This window comes from Nonomuraea aurantiaca, from assembly GCF_020215705.1.
Lineage (GTDB): Bacteria > Actinomycetota > Actinomycetes > Streptosporangiales > Streptosporangiaceae > Nonomuraea > Nonomuraea aurantiaca.
In genome coordinates this window covers 836061-855393 of the sequence record NZ_JAIWNB010000001.1, presented here as the reverse complement: position 1 = coordinate 855393, position 19333 = coordinate 836061, and the positions used below count along the sequence as shown (strand labels likewise).

The following is a 19333-nucleotide window of genomic DNA, read 5'->3' as shown; positions in this document are numbered from 1 at the left end:
AAGAGCTCCGGCGAGTGGTTTAAGTGTTGCCTCCTGTGCCATATGCACCTTGTGAGCATTCGCCGGAGGGGGCATCTCGCCATGGTCCAGGAATCAGCACGGTCCAGCAGGCCGCATGTCGTCGTCGTGGGCGCGGGCTTCGCCGGGCTGAGAGCCACCCGGGAACTGGCCCGCGGCGGCGCGCGCGTCACGCTCGTCGACCGCCATCCCTACTCCACCTTCCAGCCGCTGCTCTACCAGGTGGCGACGGCCGGGCTCGCCGCCGGGGACATCACGTACCCGACGCGGGCGTTCGCCGCCAAGTATCGGCGGGCGCGGGCCCGGCGGGGCGCGCTGACGAAGCTGCACCCGGCCGAGCGGCGGGTGGAGTTCGACGACGGCACCTCACTCGACTACGACTACCTCGTGCTCACCACCGGAGTGACCACCAACTGGTACGGCATCGAGGGCGCGCGGGACAACAGCTACCCGATCTATTCGGTCCAGGACTCGATCGTGCTGCGTAAACGGCTGCAGAGCCTCTTGCAGCAGGTCGCGGAGGGCAAGCGCGAGAGCGCGCACGCGGTGGTGGTCGGCGCGGGCGCGACCGGGGTGGAGATCGCGGGCACGATGGCCGAGCTGCGCCAGCGGACGCTCCCGGTGACCTATCCGGAGATCAAACCCGATCAGACGAGCGTCACCCTGGTCGAACGGTTCGACTACGTGCTCGCCCCCTACAAGCCGCGGCTGCGCGACGCGGCCGCGAACGCGCTGCGCAGGCGCGGCGTGCGCCTGAGGCTCGGCAGCACGGTGGCCTCGGTCGAGCCCGACGCGGTCGTGCTGAGCGACGGCACCCGGCTGCCGAGCGACGTGACCGTATGGGCACTCGGCGTCGCCGCGCCCGCCGAGGTGTCGAACCTGGGCCTGCCGCAGGGCAAGGGCGGCCGGATCGAGGTCACCCAGGCGCTCAACGTCGCGGCATACCCCGAGATCTTCGTCGCCGGCGACCTGGCCGGGCCGCCCGAGCCGCTGCCGCAGCTCGCCCAGCCCGCCATCCAGATGGGCGAGCACGTGGGCAAGCAGATCCTGGCGCTGGCCCATGGCCGTCCCGCGGCGCCCTTCTCCTACAGCGACCCCGGCATCATGGCCACGGTCGGCCGGGGGTCGGCCGTGCTGCAGCTGTCCAACGGCATGACCATGCACGGCCCGCTCGCCTGGCTGGCCTGGATCGGGCTGCACGTGACCTACCTGCTGGGCGGGCGCAACCGGGTGAGCGTCCTGGTCAGCTTCCTCACGCGGTACGCGGGGCCGCGCCGCAGCGCGGCCACCGTCGTCGAATAGCGGATATCAGTTCGTTACGCCCGCTAAGCCCGATCGAGGCGCTGCTGCTATAAATCTGCAAAGCGATCAAGAGCGGGGAGGGGAGCGATTGGACCGGTCCTTCCTGTACGGCCTGGCCGACCGGGCGCTGAACCGCCACGGCCGATTACCCGCTCGGACAGGTGGCCGATGAGCCCCCTGGAAAGTCTCATGCGGCATCGGATCGGCCAGGACTGCCTGCATGTGCCGTCGGCCCGGTTCGGCCTGCTGCTGGCGCTGCGCCACTGGTTCGACCCCGGCGACCGGGTGCTGATCGCGCCGACCACCTCCGAGGCCGTGCTGTTCGTCGTGCTGGCCGCCGACCTGGAGCCGGTAATGGCGCCGGTGTCGTGGCGCGACGGCAACATCGACGCGCCGCGCGTCAACTGGAGCGGCCTGGCCGGCGTCATCACCACTCACCTGTACGGCCAGCCGGACCAGATCAAGGACCTGATCAGGCAGTGCGAGCGGCGCGGCCTCGTCCTCATCGACGACGCCGCCCACGCCTTCCAGACGATGGTCGGCGGGCGCGCGGCCGGCACGTTCGGCCAGGCCGGCGTGTTGAGCCTGGCCAAGCACGGCCGGGCGTCCGGCGGCTTCCTGACCACACCCAACCCCGGCGCGCTGGCGGCGCTGGCCGAGGCGAGAGACGCGCTGCTGCTGTCCGGTGAGCCGCGCGAGCAGCTGGAGGCCGTGCTGCAGCCGATGCTCCGCGAGACCCTCCACCGCACCGGCGCGGTCCGGCTGATGTGGCACCTGTCGCGGCGCCTCGGGATCGTCAAGTGGAGCGGGCACCGCCCCACACCCCATGAGGACGCCCTCATGGCCGTCAGGGGAAACCTGTCGGCCATGGACCCGTGGCTGGGGATCGACCACGACGGCTGGCGGATGCGCCCGGGTCCCGCGCTCTGCCGCTACCAGCGCTCGCGCCTGCGGGCGATCGACCGCGAGCGCGAGCGCCGCCTGGCCGGGGTGGAGGTGCTGCGCCGGACCCCGTGGGTGGCGGCGGGCGTCCGCGAATCCCCCGTACGTCCGCTCCTGCGGGTGCCGCTGCTGGTCGACAGACGAGACGAGATCGTCGCCGGGCTGGAACGGCTCGGTGTGGTGCCCGGTTTCGTCTACGATCCGCCGCTGGACGACTATCTGCCGACGATCCGGCAGGGGCCCACTCCCGAGATCGCCCGCTGGTGGACCGGCCATGTGCTGCCGGTGGATCCGCTCGACGCCCCGCGCATGGTGCGGCTGCTGACCCAGCTGGGTGCCCGCCCGGCGGAGGGCGCCCGATTTGCCTGATCAGCCGTGGATCACTATCTCGCAAAGCAGGACGTATCCCTTTATATCGTCAGATAAGGTCGTTCAACGCATGAAGCGGGCTATCTCGCTAACCGCCCGCCGAAGCGGAACAGTGTCGTTAGCATCCCCGGCAGTGCCGGTGAATTTTTCCTCCCAGGAGTGACCTTGACCGTCGATGCCGATGTCGCCAGGCGACGTATCGAAGAGCTGCTCCGCGAAAACGAGACGCAGATCCTGCACCGGTGGACCCTGATCGCCAAGGCGTCGAGCGAAGAGCTGAGCGACATCTACCGGGCGCTGCTCACCTCCCTCGAACACGGCGGCGACCTCGCCGACATGCGCGGCCTGCTCGCCGAATTGTCACGTTCCCGCGCCCGCCAGGGCTTCACCCCGGCGGACACCGCCAGGGCCGTGTTCGGCCTGAAGGAGGCGCTGTACGAGGCCGTCGAGAGCGACGGTGGCCCCGAGGCGCTGCGCGGCTTCATCTGGTTCTCCAGGCTCATCGACGACCTCGGTCTGTTCACCTTCGAGACGTACACGACGGCCCGCGAGCGGATCATCCTCGACCAGGCCGAGCAGCTGCTGGAGCTGTCCACGCCGGTCGTGAAGCTGTGGGAGGGCATCGTGGCGGTGCCCCTGGTCGGCACGCTCGACTCCGCCAGGACCCAGGTCGTGATGGAGAAGCTGCTGCAGACGCTGGTCGACACGGGCGCCGAGCACGCGGTGATCGACATCACCGGCGTCCCGGCCGTCGACACCCAGGTCGCCCAGCACCTGCTGAAGGCCGTCGTCGCCGCCCGGCTGATGGGCGCCGAGTGCGTCATCTCGGGCATCCGCCCGCAGATCGCGCACACCATCGTCACGCTCGGCATCGAGTTCGGCGACATCGTGACCAAGGCCTCGCTGGCCGACGCGTTGGCCCACGCGCTCAGGCGCAGCGGCATCGAGGTGATCGCGCCGAAGGCGACCCGCCTGGCGGTGCGGACGGAGAACGTCTGATGGACCGGGTGCCCATTCTCAAGCTCGGGGACATCCTGATCATCTCCATCCAGATCGACCTGGACGACCAGAGCGTGCTCGCCCTGCAGGAGGACCTGGCCGACTCCGTGGTGACCCACGGAGCGCGCGGCGTCATCATCGACATCACCGCGGTGGAGATCGTCGACTCCTTCATCGGCAGGATGCTGGCCACCATCGCCGCGACGTCGCGGTTGCTCGACGCCCAGACCGTGGTCGTCGGCATGCGGCCGGCCGTCGCGATCACCCTGGTCGAGCTCGGCCTGTCGCTGGGCGGCGTACGCACCGCACTCAACCTGGAGAAGGGAATCGCGCTGCTCGACCATGTGAGAGGCGCGACGTCGTGACCGGCGGCTGGGAACTGCCCATCGCCAGCAACTCCGACGTCGTGATGGTCCGCCAGCGGGTCCGGAGTGTCGCGGTCGAGGTGGGACTGTCTCTCATCGACCAGACCAAGGTGGTGACGGCGGCCAGCGAGCTGGCCCGCAACGCCCTGGTGTACGGCGGCGGCGGCCTGGCCCGCATCGAGATCGTCGAGAACGGGGCGCGCCGCGGCCTTAAACTCACCTTCAGCGACGAGGGGCCGGGGATTCCCGACATCGAGCAGGCGCTCACCGACGGCTGGACCACCGGCACCGGGCTGGGGCTGGGCCTGAGCGGATCACGACGGCTGGTCGACGAGTTCGACCTGGTCTCGGCTCCAGGTAAGGGCACTACGGTGACAGTGACGAAATGGGCTCGATGACATGGTGCCGGTGAGCTACACGCGTGATGACATCTGGGTGCGAGCGGAGAGCCCCAGCGCGGTGGGCGCCGTACGCCGGATGGCCGTCGAACTCGCCGAAGCCGCCGGGTTCGACGCCGAGCGTACGGCGCAGACGGCGGTCGCGGTCACCGAGGCCGTCTCCAATCTGGTCAAGCACGCGGTGGAGGGCGTCGTCATGGTCCGTTCCCAGCCTGGGGACCAGGCCGTCGTGGAGCTGATCGCCATCGACAAGGGGCCGGGCATGCCCGACGTCGCCCGCGCCCTGCGCGACGGCTACTCCACCTCCGGCACCCTCGGCATCGGGATGGGGGCGATGGCCCGCATGTCGTCCTGGTACGACGTCCATTCCCTGCCCGGCAGGGGCACGGTGCTGGTCATGCGCTTCGCCGCCACCGGCGCGCCCACCTCGGCGCCGCACGCCAGCGGCCTGAGCCGCCCCATCGGCGAGGAGGTGGTCTGCGGCGACTCCTTCGCGATCGCCGCCACCGGCGACGGCGCCACACCCGAGACGACGATCCTGCTGTGCGACGGTCTGGGCCACGGCGAGCCGGCCGCCCAGGCGTCCAGGACGGCGGTGGAGCTGTTCCTGCGGGCGACGGACGAGGAGCCGCTCGCAACACTCCAGCGCCTGCATCGGGGCCTCGTCCATACCCGGGGAGGCGCGGTCGCGGTGGCCCGCGTCAGGGCCGCCACCGTCTCCTACGCCGGGCTGGGCAACATCTCCGGCTGGATCGTCGGCGCCGACGGCCGCCGGGGGATGATCTCGGTGCCCGGCATCGCCGGACACCAGGCGCGGCAGCTGCGCCAGTACGAGTTCGAGCTGCCCGAGCACGCCACCGTGGTGCTGCACTCCGACGGTCTGACCGAGCGGTGGGATCCGTCCGCCATGCAGGGCCTGTTCGCCCGCTCCCCCGCCGTCGTCGCCGCCGGGCTGCTGCGCGAGGCGGGCAGCCGCCGGGACGACGCCTGCGTGGTGACCGTGAGGCCCGGCGATGACCGCGACTGAGCTGGCCAGGGCCGCGCTCGAACACGACCATGACGTCTTCGTGGTGCGCCGCCTGGGCAAGGCCGTCGCCGAGCTGGCCGGGCTGGAGGCGCAAGACCAGGTCAGGGTGGCGACCGCGCTGAGCGAGGTCTGCCGGGAGCTGCTCGGCACCGGGGCGGTGGTCGTCTTCTCGCTCGATGAAGGGAAACTGCTCATCACGATGGATCACGCAATGGGCGCGGATTTCGCCCGATCCGAGGGGCTGGCACTGGCCGGCCGCCTGGTCGACGTGGTCACCCTCGACGCCGAACACGGTCGCGTCACCATAGCCAAGCGGCTGCCTCCCCACTCCCCGCGGCTCCCGATCGACCAGATCCGCGAGCGCCTGTCCCGGATGGCGCCGGTCAGCGCCCTCGAAGAGCTGCGCCAGCAGAACAAGGAGCTCGCTTCGACCCTGGAGGACGTGCTGCGGCTCAACGCCGAGCTGCAGGAGACCAACACCGGGGTGCTGGCCCTGTACAACCAGCTGTCGGCCGAGCTGGAGGAGACCAACCGCGGCGTGGTCGCCCTGTACGGGGAGCTGGATGAGAAGTCCTCCCAGCTCCGCGAGGCGGCCGAGGCCAGGAACCGGTTCTGGGCGACCGTCAGCCACGAGCTGCGCACCCCGCTCAACTCCATCATCGGCCTGGTCAGGCTGATGGTCGGACCCGGCAGCGAGCCGCTCAGCGAGGAGCAGACACGTCAGGTGCGCTTCATCGGCGGCTCGGCGGAGTCGCTGCTGGAGCAGGTCGGCGAGCTGCTCGACATGGCCAAGGCCGAGTCCGGGCGGCTCGACCCCCAGTCGTCGGTCGTCCACCTGCCCACGCTGGCCGACCACCTGCGCCTGGCGATGCAGCCCACCAGCGGTCCCGGCGACGTCACGCTGCGCGTCGACGTCGCGCCCGACGTCACCGACGTCTACACCGACGAGGGGATGCTGGTCCGCGTCCTGCGCAACCTGCTGTCCAACGCCCTGAAGTTCACTCAGGAGGGCGAGGTACGGCTGAGCGCGCGCGCCGACGCGGCCGCCGGCGAGGTGGTCATCACGGTCACCGACACGGGCATCGGCATCCCCCGGGAGTATCTGGCGACCGTGTTCGAGGAGTTCTTCCAGGTGCCGAGCGCGCTGCAGGTCAGGGTCAAGGGCACCGGGCTCGGCCTGCCGTACGCCCGCCGGCTCACCGAGGCGCTGGGCGGCACGCTGGAGCTGGCCAGCGACGTCGGGCGGGGCACCACGGTGACGATACGGCTGCCGCACCACGACGGCACGCCCGAGATCGCGCGGGTGCTGGTCGCCGACGACGACGAGGCGTTCCGCGCCGCCGCCCGCAGGATGCTGTACGGCTTCGCCGTCGAGGTGGAGGAGGCCGCCGACGGAGTCGCCGCGCTGGAGATGATGACGGCACGCCCGCCGGATGTGATCCTGCTGGACATGCTGATGCCGCGGCTGGACGGCACCGCGCTGCTGCAGCGCATGGCCGAGGACCAGGCCCTGGGGCGGATCGGCGTGGTGGTGGTGACGATCCGGCCCGACGCCGCGCCGTCGGGCCACCCGGTGCTGTCCAAGCAGGGGCTGCGCCGCGACCAGCTGCTCCAGGCCCTCCGGGGCGCTGCGGGGACGGACCATGACTGAGCACATGGCCGGCGCGGTGACCGAGCCCGTCGCCGGCGCCGCGACGGTGCTGGTGGTCGACGACACCCCGACCAAGCGCTACATCCTGTCGAGCTGGCTGCGCAGGGCGGGCCACACCGTGGTCGAGGCGGCCGGCGGCGAGGAGGCGCTGGCCATGCTCGCCATGAGCCGCCCCGACCTGGTCGTGCTCGACGTACGGCTGCCCGACATCGGTGGCTTCGAGGTGTGCGAGCGGATCAAGGCGAACCCGGCGACCACCTCGATCCCGGTCATCCAGGTGTCGGGCAACGCCATCACCTCGGCCGACCGTACGGAAGGGCTCGAACGCGGCGCCGACGCCTACCTGTCGGAGCCGATCGAGCCGGCCGAGTTCGCGGCGACGGTAGAGGCGACGCTGCGCTACTACCGCGCCAGACGGCGGGCGGAGCTGATGGCCGAGCGCCTGGCCAAGCTGGCCGACGTCACGCTGCGGATGAACGGGGCCGACTCCTTCGACCGGCTCCTGGCCGTGGCCGTCGAGGGCACGGTCGACGTGCTGGGCCGCCACGCGGGCGCGCTGGCGCTGCCGCCCGACGGCCGGATGCGCCGCTTCCGCGCCCGGCCCGGCGAGACGGCCAGCAGCAGGTCCGCCGCTCCCCAACTGCTGGACCGGCTCAGCGCGATGTCGCTGGGCGCGCCGGCGGGCGCCAAGGTCTTCACCGTGGAGGCCGCCGAGTGGCTCACGTTGGTGAGCGACGTACAGGTCAACGCGCCGGTGACGGGGGTGCTGTGCCGTACCAAGAGGGGCCAGCCGCCCGTCTACCTGGGGCTGGAAGCCGACCCTCCGCTGGACGCCGACGAGCTGAACGTGCTGAGGCAGCTCGGCCAAGGGCTGGCCCTGGCCGTCGACGCGTTGCGCGTCTACACCGAGGAGCACACGATCTCGCTCACCCTGCAGCGCAGCCTCCTGCCGACGCGCATCCCTGAGGTGCCGGGGCTGAAGGTGGCGTTCCGCTACCAGCCGGCCGTGGACAACATCGAGGTCGGCGGCGACTTCTACGAAGTGCTGCGGGTCGGCGACCGGGTGCTGGTGGCGATCGGCGACGTGGCCGGCCACTCGCTGCACGCGGCGACCATCATGGCCGAGCTGCGGCACGCGCTGCGCGCCTCGCTGATCGACTCGGTCGACCTGAGCGCCTCGATGGACCTGCTCAACAAGGTCCTGCGCCGCTACCACCCCGGCATGACGGCCACCGTCTGCCTGCTGCTCATCGATCCGGAGACCGGCGAGGTCGAGCTGGCCAACGCCGGGCACATCCCGCCGATGCTGGCCGGACCCGGTGCCCACTACCTGGGCCTGGGCAACCTGCTGCTGGGCGTGGCGCACGAGGACTACAAGGTGAACCGGCTGGAGCTGCCCGCGGGCGCCACGATGCTGCTGTTCACCGACGGGCTGGTGGAGGACCGCGGCATCCTGCTCGACGACAGCCTGGAGCAGGCCCGGCAGGTGGCGGAGACGGTCGAGGACGATCTGGAGGAGTTCTGCGACCGGCTGCTCGCCGCGTTCGGCTCGCGGGAGGACGATGTGGCCATCGTGGCGGTACGCCGCGGGGCCTGACGTCGCGAGAGCCTGGCCCGCTGCCCGCCACACGCGATGGTCAGCCTGATCTGCGCCTGCGGTAGGCGCGCTGCTGGCAGGCCCGCGAGCAGTACGCGCGCGGACGTCCCGACGCGGCCCGCTCCACCGGCACACCACACATCTGACATGTTTCATCACGCGTTTCATCACGCTCCTGGACCAGCATCTCGATGCCGTCCAGCACCCGGCGCAGGCCGAACTCGAACGGGTCCTCCGGCTCGTCGTAGCCACCCTGCTCCCACAGGCGCGTGAGGGTCGGGTAGCGCTCGAAACGCGCGTAGAGCGAGTCGCGGGAGCCCCACCACTCCTCCTCGCTGACTCCGCTGAGCCGCTCGGTCCGCGCCACCTCGGCCAGCCGCAGGGCCTCGGAGTCGACGAACCGGGCGACGAGCCCGACGACGGCGATCATCTCGGCGGGCGTGAGACCGGTGCCGGAGACGGCGCTCAGCATGTACTCGTAGTGGGCGACGGCGTTGGGACCCGGCACCCGGCGAGATCCCCGCACCTCGGCCAGCCAGGGATGCCGTTCGCGCAGCCGCCACCCTTCACGCGCGCACGCCTCCAACCGCGCCCGCCACCCGCCCCCCTGCTCGCCACCCTCCTCGGAGAGGACCGTGCCCGGCGAGCCCATGACGGCGTCGCGCATGAGGTCGAGCAGGTGATCGCGGCCGGGCACGTGGCGGTAGAGCGACATCGTGGTGAACCCGAGCCGGTCCGCGACCTTGCGCATCGACAGCCCTTCGAGCCCCTCGGCGTCCGCCAGCTCGATCGCGGTCCGGACGATCCGGCTCAGGCTCAGCCCCGGTCGCGGCTCGACGTCGCCCTCTCGCCACAGCAGTTCGACCCCCTCATCGGGATCTCCCGCGCCGCCTCTCGCCATGGACACCTCCCTTGTTTATGGTGTACTACCTCGTGTACACCATAAACAGCAAAGGGGCGGTACATCATGACCGAGTTCCACGTCGATCCCGCGGGCAGCGACTCCTGGCCCGGCACCGCGGAACGCCCGTTCGCCAGCCTGCACCGCGCCCGCGACGCCGTACGAGACCTCGTAGGGGACCTCGACGGGACCGCGACCGGCGATGTCGTCGTCCAGTTGCGGGGTGGCACCCACATGCTCACCGAGCCGTTCGAGCTCACTGAGGCCGACTCCGGCCGTGACGGCCACCGGATCGTCTACCAGGCCCACGGCTACGGGAGCGCCGGCCAGGAGGAGGTCGTCGTCAGCGGCGGTCGTGAGATCACCGGCTGGCGGGTCGAGGACGGCATGTGGCTGGCCGACGTGGGCGACCTGGACACGCGCCAGCTGTACGTGGACGGCCGCCGGTCCGAGCGCGCCGCCATGGACGGCCTGCCCGGCACCGTGACCATGACGGAGACCGGCTACGAGAGCGACAACGCGGCCCCGCGAGCCTGGCACAACCCCGCCGACGTCGAGTTCGTCTACCGCGGCGTCTACCCATGGACCGAGGCCCGCTTCGGCGTCGCTGCGGTCACCACCGGGCCGGACAGTGGCGCGACCATCGTGACCGACGGTGACGTCACCACCGGGACGGACAGTGACGCGACCACCGTGACCGACGGTGAGGTCACCACCGGTCCGGACGGGGGCGGGGCGACCGTGATCACCATGGCCCAGCCCGGCTTCGGGTGGGCCCTCGACCTCTACAACTACGCGTGGGACGGCAACACCTACCACGGCCCCGGCCTGCCCACCCGGGTCGAGAACGACGTCACCTTCCTCACCGAGCCCGGCACTTTTGTCCTGGACCGCTCGCGTCCCGGCCACCACGTCCTGCGCTACCTTCCCCTCCCGGAGGAGGCGCCGGACCGTACGCGGGTGGTCGCCCCCGTTCTCGAGACGCTGCTGCGTGCCACCGGCACGAGCGGGGTGTCCTTCCGCGGCCTGGTCTTCGCCGACGCCACCTGGCTGCGGCCCGGCCGCCCGGAGGGCTTCCCGCACTACCACGGCAGCGGCTACTACGAGGGCGGTCCCGTCGACAGGGTGGAGCTCGTCGAGGGGCAGGCGTGGGTGACGGTTCCGCGCGAGTCGGCCAGGATCCCGGCGTGCGTGGTGATCGAGGACGGTGTACGCGTGGAGGTCGAGCGCTGCCGTTTCACCCGCATGGGCGCCGCCGGCCTGGAGCTGACCGGCGGCGCGGACGTCAGCGTGCGCGGCTGCGATTTCGACACGCTCTCGGCCGGCGCGGTCTCCGTCACCGGCACCGCGAACCCCCTGGTCGAGGACAACTGGATCCATCACACCGGCCTGGAGTTCACCGGCTCCCCCGGCATCGCGGTGCTGGGCACCAAGGGCTGCACGCTCGCCCACAACCAGGTCGAGGAGGTGCCCCACTGCGGCATCGTGGCCGGGCCCGCCGAGGGCACCCGCATCCTGCGCAATCTCACCGTCGGCACCATGGGGGTGCTGGCCGACGGCGGCGGCGTCTACCTGTCGGGGCCGCAGGGCGACTCGTACGAGAACGGCGCGGTGATCCGCGGCAACGTCATCAAGGACACCCGCACCCCGTACAACTTCGCTCTCTACACCGACTACGGCGCCGCCTGGGTGACCGTGGAGGAGAACGTGGTCGCGCGCGCCGACAACACCGCCGTCCTACAGGTGTCGCCGCCGCTGGAGAACGTCGTCTACCGGGGCAACTTCTGGGACGCCGACCCGGTCGGGGCGGCCGACGTGCCGGCGGGCGTCACGTACGAGGACAACACCACGCTCCCCGACGAGGAGAAGCTGGCCGCCGCCACAGCCGGCATCCAGCGGCACGCCGGCCTGCTCCACCCCCGCTCCCGCTGAACGCGAGCACATGAACGCCGGACGCCCGAGTTCACTGGACCCGGGCGTCCACTGGACGCGGGCGTCAGCGGACGCGGCGCCAGCGTGACTCGCCGAAGCAGTAACCCGCGAACAGCACCAGCCCCAAGGCGACCACCACGAGCAGCCAGGGCCCCACGGGCGTCTCGGCGAAGGCCCTGAGCGTCGCGTCCAGCCCGCCCGCCTTGTCCGGGTCGTACGTGATCGCCGCCTCGACGACGAAGACCCCGGCCAGGCCGGCGATGACCCCGCGCGCGACGTACCCGGCGAGGCCGAGCTTGTCCATCACCGAGCGGGCCCGCGCGGACATCTGGCCGAGGTTCAGCTCCTCCCGGAACCTCTTGGTGACGCCCTGGTGCCCCCAGCGGACGCCGAGCACGACGAGGCCCAGCCCGATGGCCCCCACGATGAAAGGCCCGCCCGGCAGACCGAGCAGCGCCTCCGTCGCGTCCCGCGACTTCTCGTCGTCAGAGGTGGCTTTCCCGGCCCGCAGCACGCTGAGCAAGGTGCTGCAGATCAGCGCGTACACGCCGGCCCGGCCGACCGTCTCCAGCCGGTCCCCCACGCCGAGCCCGCCGAACACCGCCTCCGACACCTGCCAGAGCGTCAGCGCGACGAACCCCGCCACCATCACCCACAACATGACCTCCCCGAACGGCAACCGCGCCACGGTCGAGATCGCGCCCGCCTTGTCCGCCTCCCGCCCCCCTCCTCCGCCGAGTGCGATCCGCAAGGCCACCACCCCGATCAGCGCGTACAGCACTCCCCGGCAGGCCAGCCCGACCCTGGCGAGCCGGTTCATCGCCGGGTGCGCCGTCGCCTTCCTGGCGGCGGCCCGAGCCTGCCGCCCCGCCTTCTCCGTTGCGGTCACCGTCTCCTCCTTAGCGCGCAAGACCCTGGCAAGTGCCCCAGCCGTGGCCGTCTAGGCGCTCCACCCCCGCTTCTCCACCCGTATCTCCACCATCTGGCGGTGCCGCTCCACCCGCTCCGATCCGTAGTTTCGCGGTCATGGACAGAAACGAACTGCTCAGGCTCGCAGCCGACAAAGCGCAGGAATCGCTCAAGGGAGGCAAGATGAACGGCAAGACGTGGGTCGGGATCGCGGTGGTCGCCGGTGTGGTGCTGGTGGGGTTCATCGCCTACCGGCTTCTTCTCATCGAGCTCATCACCCGCCTGCGCTGACCAGCCCGTACCTGGTGGAATCACGCGCATGGAAGAGAAGCGGTCGCTGCCGGACACCATCGCGCCGGGCTGGCTGGTGGTGCAGGTGTTCGGCACACTGTTCGTGGTCATCACCCTGGTCACCGCCCGGGAGAGCGCGCTGTGGGTCTGGGCGCTGTACGGGGTCAGCGCCGCGTGCTGGCTGCTGTTCGTGGCGCTCGACCGGTCCCGGCCCCGGCTCACGGCCGGGCTGCTGGGCGCGGCGACGCTGCTGCCCGCGGTGGCGCTCGGGGCCGCCGAGGACAGTACGGCGCTGCTCCTCACGGCGATCATCCTCGGCCGGTTCGCCGCGCTCTCCACCCCGTCCGTGGCCGCCATCGTGGGCGTCGGCGCGGGCACGATGGCGCTGGCCATCCTGACCTGGCCGCTCTCCGGGGAGACGCCGGTCGGCGCGTTCGGGCAGGCGCTGGTGCTGCTGGCGATCACGCTGATCGGCGTCAATCACCGACAGCACGTCGTACGACGGGAGCAGGCCGAACGGCTCCTGGAGCAGACCCGGCTCGCGCAGGCGGAGCAGGCGCGAGCCGCCGCGCTGGACGAGCGCACCAGGATCGCCCGCGAGATCCACGACGTGCTCGCGCACTCCCTTGGCGCGCTGGGCGTGCAACTGGAGCTGGCCGAGGCCCTGCTCGCGGAGACGAACGACGTGGCCGGCGCGCTGGCGGCGGTGCGGCGCTCGCGCGGGCTGGCCGCGGACGGCCTGGCCGAGGCCCGCACCGCGGTGGCCGCGCTGCGCCAGGACATCCCCTCGCTGTCCGACGCGCTCGCCACACTGGCCGAGGTGCACCGGCGCGACCACCGGTCGCCGGTGGACTTCCGCGCGGACGGGGTGGCGCGCGGGCTGTCGTCGGCTGCCATCGTCTCGCTGGTCGGGACCGCCCGGGAGGCACTGACGAACGCGGCCAAGCACGCGCCGGACGCGCCCGTGTCGATGACGCTCGACTTCACCGCCGATGTGGTGCGATTGCGGGTACGCAACCCGCTGCCCGCCGACGTCCCGGCGCGGGGCGGGTTCGGGCTGACGGGCATGCGCGAACGGCTCGCGCTGGCCGGCGGCACCCTCGACTCCGGCTACGAGGACGGGACCTGGCAGGTGACCGCGGAGGTGCCGGAGTGAGCGGCGCGGCAGACTCGGGAGCGATCGGAGCGGCGAACGCGAAGGCGGTCGGTTGTGGAGGTACGGAAGTGATCAGGGTGGTCGTGGTGGACGACCAGCAGGTGATGCGCGAGGGCCTGGCCGCCCTGCTCGGCCTGGTCGAGGACATCGAGGTCCTGGGTACGGCCGGAGACGGCCGCCAGGCCCTCGACCTGCTGGCCGCCAACGCCGCGGCCATCGCGAACGGCACGGACGGCGCCCACCCCGCGGACGTCGTCCTGATGGACCTGAGAATGCCCGTCATGGACGGCGTCGAGGCGACCGGCCGGATCGTCAGCGAGCATCCCGGCATAGCGGTCATCGTGCTCACCACCTACACCGACGACGAGTCGATCACCGGCGCGCTCAGGGCGGGCGCACGCGGCTATCTGACCAAGGACGCGGGCCGCGCCGAGATCGCGGCGGCGCTGCGCTCAGCCGTCGCGGGCCAGTCGACCTTCGCCGCCAAGGTGTCGGACCGCCTGGTGGAGGCGATGCACCGCGCACCACGACCCAGAGCGCGCCAGTTGCCCGACGGCCTGACCGCCCGCGAGGCCGAGGTGCTCGGCCTGATAGCGAGCGGCCTGAGCAACCCGGAGATCGCCGAGACCCTGTTCATCGGCGAGGCCACGGTCAAGACCCACATCAACAACGCGTTCACCAAGATCGGCGTCCGCAACCGCGTCGAGGCCACCCACTACGCGAGCCGCCACGGGTTAACGGGCTGAGCACTCCCGCGTGGGTCGTCAGGAGTGCAGGAGGCGGCTTCTGGTGATGTCGTGGAAGCCGAGGCCGCGATACAGCCGCGCCGGAACGGGGTAGTCGTCGTCTCCGCGCGGCCCGACCACGGCGCGCGTCGCGCCCGCGTTCCGGGCCGCGTGCAGGGCCGCCAGGCAGACCGCGCGGGCGAGGCCGCGGTGCCGGTGGGCCGGGACGGTGCCGACCGGTTCTATCTCCGCCGCCCGCCGGGCCGGGTCCAGCCAGATCAGGCAGTACGCGGCCACCTCTCCGTCGGGCGCCTCGGCGATCCAGTCCAGGTCCGCCCGGTACGGCCAGGCGCCCCGTACGTTCCGGTAGCTCTCCTCCGTCACCCGCGAGGGGTGGAACGCGGCCCGATGCGTGGCAACGCGACCCGGCACGTCGGCGGCGTCCACGGTCCGGAGCCGGTAGCCGGGCGACGGCTCGGGCTCGGCGAGGTCCCGCAGGTCGTGGGACATGTTGACGACGAAGGGCAGCCCGTCCCCGGCGTCCTGGTAGCCGTGCCGGGCGAGCGCGGCCAGAAGGTGGGTCTCGGAGTCGAGCACGGTCACCGTCCGCCGTACGCCGGGTGCCGTCGCGGCGAACCAGTCCAGCACCTCATCGGCGAGCCCGTGCCCGTCGTACGCCGGATCGACCGCCAGGTTCAGCTGGTCGGGCAGCTCGATCCAGCCCCAGGCCACGACCCGCTCCCCCGCCCGCCACAGCCGCGTCGGCCACTCCGGCTCCCTGCCGGTGTGCTGGAAGCGGCCCCAGGCCAGATCGCCGACGTGCCAGCGGGCGGCCGGCGACCAGAGGCGGCTGGTCAGCTCCTGCATCGCCCGCAGATCCGCCTCGCCCGCATAGTCGCTCACCGACGCGTTCATGCGAGGCAGTCAACTCCATCGGCAGCCCGCGCCGCATCCGGATAAATCACCCCACGGGGCTCGGACCAGGGCCCTCAATGGGCTGGGCGGATGCAAAACTGTTCCGCTTTGGCCGCAGTGAGCAGTCGGTGGGCGCCAGAAAATCGGTTGATCCAACGTATTAGCCTGGATGGGATGCCTCCCGATACGCATTCTCCTCGCCGTCCCCTGCCCATCTTCACATCGATCTCCTCCAACGCCCTGTGGCGGATGAAGCCCTATCTCCGCCCCTATGTCATCAGGTTGGTCTTCATCTGGCTGGCCGCGATCATCGGCATCGGGGCGAGCATCGCCCTGCCTCTCGTGGGTAAGGAGGTCGTCGACGGGCCCGTGCTCCATGGCGACTCCGGCGCCCTGCTCCCCCTCGGCCTCATCGCCCTCGGCGTGGGCGTGCTCGAAGCGTTCCTGATCTTCTTCAGGCGCTGGACGCAGACCGGCCCTGTTCTCGGGCTGGAGACCCAGATCCGCGACGACCTCTACGCGCACCTGCAGCGCCTGCCGATGGGCTTCCACGGCGACTGGCAGTCGGGCCAGCTGCTGTCGCGGGCCACCACCGACCTGTCGACGATCCGCCGCTTCCTCGGCTTCGGCATGCTCTTCCTGGTCATGAACATCCTGCAGCTGACCACCGTGACGGTGCTGCTGCTCAACATGTACTGGCCGCTCGGGCTGCTGGTGGCCGCCTCGGCGGTGCCGATCATCCTGGTGTCGCTGAGCTTCGAGAAGAAGTACATCAGGATCTCCCGCCAGGTGCAGGACGAGCAGGGAGACCTCGCCACGGTCGTCGAGGAGTCGGCGATCGGCATCCGGACGATCAAGGCGTTCGGCCGCCGTCACCACGTGTTCGACCAGTTCGACGACTCGGCGCGCAAGGTCTACGGCACCTCGATGGACAAGGTGCGGCTGTCCGCCCGCTTCTTCACCTTCCTCGAGGTGATCCCCAACTTCACCCTCGCCCTGGTGCTCCTGCTCGGCGCGCTGGCCGTGGGCGGCGGCTCGCTGACGCTGGGCACGCTGGTCGCCTTCACCACGCTGATGCTGCAGCTGGTCTGGCCGGTCGCCAGCCTCGGCTACATCCTGGCGATGGCCCAGGAGGCGATGACCTCCGCCGACCGGGTCATGGAGGTCATGGACACGGTCCCGGCCATCGAGGGCGGTTCCGGCTCGATCGAGCGGCCGCGCGGCCACCTGCGCTTCGAGGGGGTGGAGTTCCGCTTCCCCGACTCCGACCAGCCGGTGCTGCGTGACGTGTGGCTCGAGGTACGCCCGGGCGAGACGGTGGCCATCGTCGGCGCGACCGGCTCGGGCAAGACGACGATGACCTCGCTCGTACCCCGCCTCATCGACCCCACCGGCGGCCGGGTCACGATCGACGGCCACGACGTACGCGACCTGTCGCTGCCCGCGCTGCGCGAGGTGGTGGCCACGGCGTTCGAGGAGCCGACGCTGTTCTCGATGAGCGTGCGCGAGAACCTCACGCTCGGCCGCCAGGACGCCACCGAGGAGGAGCTCGACGAGGCCATCCGCACCGCCCAGGCCATGTTCGTGTACGACCTGCCGTGGGGCCTCGACACCCGGATCGGCGAGCAGGGCATGTCCCTGTCCGGCGGCCAGCGGCAGCGCCTCGCCCTGGCGCGAGCCGTGCTGAGCAGGCCACGGATCCTGGTCCTCGACGACACGCTGTCCGCGCTCGACGTCGAGACGGAGGCGCTGGTGGAGGAGGCGCTGCGCCACGTGCTGCGCGAGGCGACCGGCATCGTGGTCGCCCACCGCGCCTCCACGGTGCTGCTGGCCGACAAGGTGGCGCTGCTCAGGGACGGCACGATCACGCACGTCGGACGGCACCACGAGCTGCTCGACGAGGTGCCCGAATACCGCGAGCTGCTCGCCCAGGACGCCGACTTCGACCCCTCGGAAGGAGCCCTCCGATGACGACCACCACCACTGCATCGAGCACCACGACATCGAGCGCGGCCGACTGGCGGGGCGTCGCCTCCGAGAACCAGGACGACCTGTCCGAGACGGTGACGGTCTTACTGCGGGAACGCTCCCGCAGGCTGCTCGGCGACCTGCTCACGCCGCACCGCAAGGCGATGGCGCTGCTCACCACGATCATCGTCGTGTCCAACCTGGCGGGCCTGGCGATCCCCTACCTGGTGAAGGTGGGCATCGACGCCGGCATCCCGCCGATGCTCAAGGGCACCGGCCCCGGCACGCTGCTGACCGTCGTCGGCGTCATCCTGGCGGCGGCGGTGACGCAGGCCCTCACCCGGCAGGTGTTCCTGCAGATGGCGGGCCGCATCGGCCAGAACATCCTGCTGGAGCTGCGCAGGCGGGTCTTCGACCACTTCCAGCGGCTGTCACTGAGCTTCCACGAGAAGTACACCTCCGGCCGCGTCATCTCCCGGCTCACCTCCGACATCGACGCCATCGCCGAGCTGTTGCAGTCCGGCTTCGACGGCCTGGTCACCGCCGTGCTCACCATGTTCGGCACGGCCGCGCTGCTGCTGGTGCTCGACGTGCACCTGGGCCTGGTGGCGCTGATCCCGCTGCCGCTGCTGCTGCTGTTCACCCGGTGGTTCCGCCGCCAGTCGGCGATCGTCTACCGCCGCACCAGGGAGACGGTGGCGCTGGTCATCGTGCACTTCGTGGAGTCGATGACCGGCATCCGCGCCGTGCAGGCCTTCCGCCGGGAGCCGCGCAACCAGGAGATCTTCAAGCAGCTCAACGACGACTACCGCGGCGCCAACGCCAGCAGCATGCACCTCATCGCGGTGTTCATGCCGGGCATCAAGCTGATCGGCAACGTGACCGTGGCGGCCGTGCTGGTCTACGGCGGCTGGCTGGCGCTCCACGGCGAGGTCACGGTCGGCGTGCTGGCGGCGTTCCTGCTCTACCTGCGCCAGTTCTACGAGCCGATGCAGGAGATCAGCCAGTTCTACAACACGCTCCAGTCGGCGGGCGCCGCCCTGGAGAAGCTGTCGGGCGTACTGGAGGAGGAGCCGGCCGTGCCGGAGCCGCGCGAGCCGGCGGCGCTGCCCAAGGCCCGCGGCAAGGTCAGGTTCGAGGGCGTCAGGTTCGCCTACGTCGAGGACCGGCCGATCCTGCCCGGACTGGACCTGACGATCCCGGCGGGGCAGAGCGTCGCGCTGGTCGGCTCGACGGGCGCGGGCAAGACGACGCTGGCCAAGCTGATCTCCCGCTTCTACGACCCGACGGCGGGCCGCGTCCTGCTGGACGGCGTCGATCTGCGCACGCTCGACGAGCCCACGCTGCGCAAGGCCGTGGTCATGGTGACGCAGGAGAACTTCCTGTTCAGCGGTACGGTCGCCGACAACATCAGGTTCGGCCGCCCCGGCGCGTCCGACCGTGACGTACGCGAGGCCGCCAAGGCGATCGGCGCGCACGAGTTCATCTCCGCGCTGCCCAACGGCTACGACACCGAGGTGGGCAAGCGGGGCGGCCGCATGTCGGCCGGTCAGCGTCAGCTGGTGGCCTTCGCCAGGGCGTTCCTGGCCGATCCAGCAGTGCTCATCCTCGACGAGGCGACCTCCAGCCTCGACGTACCGAGCGAGCGGCTGGTGCAGCGGGCGCTGCGCACGATCCTGGCCGACCGCACGGCGCTGATCATCGCGCACCGGCTGTCGACCGTGGAGATCGCCGACCGGGTGCTCGTCATGGAGGGGGGCGAGATCGTCGAGGACGGCTCGCCGGACCGCCTCATCGCCGCCTCCGGCCGCTTCGCCGGGCTGCACCAGGCCTGGCTGGACAGCCTCAGCAGCTGACGGCAGGACAGC

The 19333-nt window shown here is 71.2% G+C and carries 17 protein-coding genes; 14 read left to right on the top strand and 3 right to left on the bottom strand.

The window, feature by feature from the left end:
* Positions 1 to 81 precede the first annotated feature (81 nt).
* The 8 genes from LDL49_RS03925 to LDL49_RS03890 all read left to right on the top strand — a co-directional run bounded on the left by LDL49_RS03925 (position 82) and on the right by LDL49_RS03890 (position 8668).
* Positions 82 to 1320 carry an NAD(P)/FAD-dependent oxidoreductase gene (locus LDL49_RS03925; protein WP_225289482.1) on the top strand — a complete coding sequence of 413 codons (1239 nt, stop codon included), beginning with the start codon at positions 82 to 84 and terminating at the stop codon, positions 1318 to 1320.
* A gap of 168 nt (positions 1321 to 1488) precedes the next feature.
* A complete protein-coding gene (locus LDL49_RS03920; RefSeq protein ID WP_225289481.1) occupies positions 1489 to 2631 on the top strand; it encodes a DegT/DnrJ/EryC1/StrS family aminotransferase in 1143 nt (380 codons plus the stop codon).
* Between the two features lie 159 nt (positions 2632 to 2790).
* Complete coding sequence (locus LDL49_RS03915; RefSeq protein WP_372470332.1) at positions 2791 to 3630, top strand: STAS domain-containing protein; 840 nt, start codon at positions 2791 to 2793, stop codon at positions 3628 to 3630.
* Entirely contained in the window at positions 3630 to 3995 is a 366-nt protein-coding gene (locus tag LDL49_RS03910; protein ID WP_225289479.1) for an STAS domain-containing protein, read from the top strand. Before LDL49_RS03915 ends, LDL49_RS03910 begins: the two co-directional genes overlap by 1 nt.
* Complete coding sequence (locus LDL49_RS03905; protein ID WP_225289478.1) at positions 3992 to 4393, top strand: anti-sigma regulatory factor; 402 nt, start codon at positions 3992 to 3994, stop codon at positions 4391 to 4393. Before LDL49_RS03910 ends, LDL49_RS03905 begins: the two co-directional genes overlap by 4 nt.
* A gap of 1 nt (position 4394) precedes the next feature.
* Complete coding sequence (locus tag LDL49_RS03900) at positions 4395 to 5420, top strand: ATP-binding SpoIIE family protein phosphatase (protein ID WP_225289477.1); 1026 nt, start codon at positions 4395 to 4397, stop codon at positions 5418 to 5420.
* Entirely contained in the window at positions 5407 to 7071 is a 1665-nt protein-coding gene (locus tag LDL49_RS03895) for an ATP-binding response regulator (protein WP_225289476.1), read from the top strand. Before LDL49_RS03900 ends, LDL49_RS03895 begins: the two co-directional genes overlap by 14 nt.
* Complete coding sequence (locus LDL49_RS03890; protein ID WP_225289475.1) at positions 7064 to 8668, top strand: fused response regulator/phosphatase; 1605 nt, start codon at positions 7064 to 7066, stop codon at positions 8666 to 8668. The genes LDL49_RS03895 and LDL49_RS03890 overlap by 8 nt, the downstream gene beginning before the upstream one ends.
* A 40-nt stretch (positions 8669 to 8708) precedes the next feature.
* Here the strand turns inward: LDL49_RS03890 and LDL49_RS03885 are convergent, their stop codons facing one another.
* A complete protein-coding gene (locus tag LDL49_RS03885; RefSeq protein WP_225289474.1) occupies positions 8709 to 9569 on the bottom strand; it encodes a TetR/AcrR family transcriptional regulator in 861 nt (286 codons plus the stop codon).
* 66 nt (positions 9570 to 9635) lie between these two features.
* Between LDL49_RS03885 and LDL49_RS03880 the strand changes: the two genes are divergently transcribed.
* Positions 9636 to 11501: a right-handed parallel beta-helix repeat-containing protein gene (locus LDL49_RS03880; protein ID WP_225289473.1), complete on the top strand. Its 1866-nt coding sequence runs from the start codon at positions 9636 to 9638 to the stop codon at positions 11499 to 11501.
* A 64-nt stretch (positions 11502 to 11565) separates the two neighbouring features.
* Here the strand turns inward: LDL49_RS03880 and LDL49_RS03875 are convergent, their stop codons facing one another.
* Positions 11566 to 12390 (bottom strand): DUF1206 domain-containing protein, encoded by an 825-nt coding sequence (locus tag LDL49_RS03875; RefSeq protein WP_225289472.1) that lies wholly within the window; start codon positions 12388 to 12390, stop codon positions 11566 to 11568.
* Between the two features lie 137 nt (positions 12391 to 12527).
* On the opposite strand from LDL49_RS03875, the gene LDL49_RS03870 reads away from it, so the two are divergent.
* From LDL49_RS03870 to LDL49_RS03860, 3 genes are all read left to right on the top strand, one after another.
* Positions 12528 to 12701: a hypothetical protein gene (locus LDL49_RS03870; protein WP_225289471.1), complete on the top strand. Its 174-nt coding sequence runs from the start codon at positions 12528 to 12530 to the stop codon at positions 12699 to 12701.
* Between the two features lie 28 nt (positions 12702 to 12729).
* On the top strand, positions 12730 to 13857 hold the full coding sequence (locus tag LDL49_RS03865; RefSeq protein ID WP_225289470.1) for a sensor histidine kinase: 1128 nt from the start codon (positions 12730 to 12732) through the stop codon (positions 13855 to 13857).
* Positions 13858 to 13925: 68 nt separating this feature from the next.
* Entirely contained in the window at positions 13926 to 14603 is a 678-nt protein-coding gene (locus LDL49_RS03860; protein WP_225289469.1) for a response regulator, read from the top strand.
* An 18-nt stretch (positions 14604 to 14621) separates the two neighbouring features.
* Here LDL49_RS03860 and LDL49_RS03855 read toward each other — a convergent pair whose 3' ends face one another.
* The gene (locus LDL49_RS03855) at positions 14622 to 15497 is read right to left on the bottom strand and encodes a GNAT family N-acetyltransferase (protein ID WP_225289468.1); all 876 of its coding nucleotides are present in this window, start codon (positions 15495 to 15497) and stop codon (positions 14622 to 14624) included.
* Positions 15498 to 15746: 249 nt separating this feature from the next.
* On the opposite strand from LDL49_RS03855, the gene LDL49_RS03850 reads away from it, so the two are divergent.
* Together LDL49_RS03850 and LDL49_RS03845 are read left to right on the top strand one after the other, a co-directional pair.
* Positions 15747 to 17468 carry an ABC transporter ATP-binding protein gene (locus tag LDL49_RS03850; RefSeq protein WP_225289467.1) on the top strand — a complete coding sequence of 574 codons (1722 nt, stop codon included), beginning with the start codon at positions 15747 to 15749 and terminating at the stop codon, positions 17466 to 17468.
* A complete protein-coding gene (locus LDL49_RS03845) occupies positions 17465 to 19321 on the top strand; it encodes an ABC transporter ATP-binding protein (protein ID WP_225289466.1) in 1857 nt (618 codons plus the stop codon). The genes LDL49_RS03850 and LDL49_RS03845 overlap by 4 nt, the downstream gene beginning before the upstream one ends.
* Positions 19322 to 19333 lie beyond the last annotated feature (12 nt).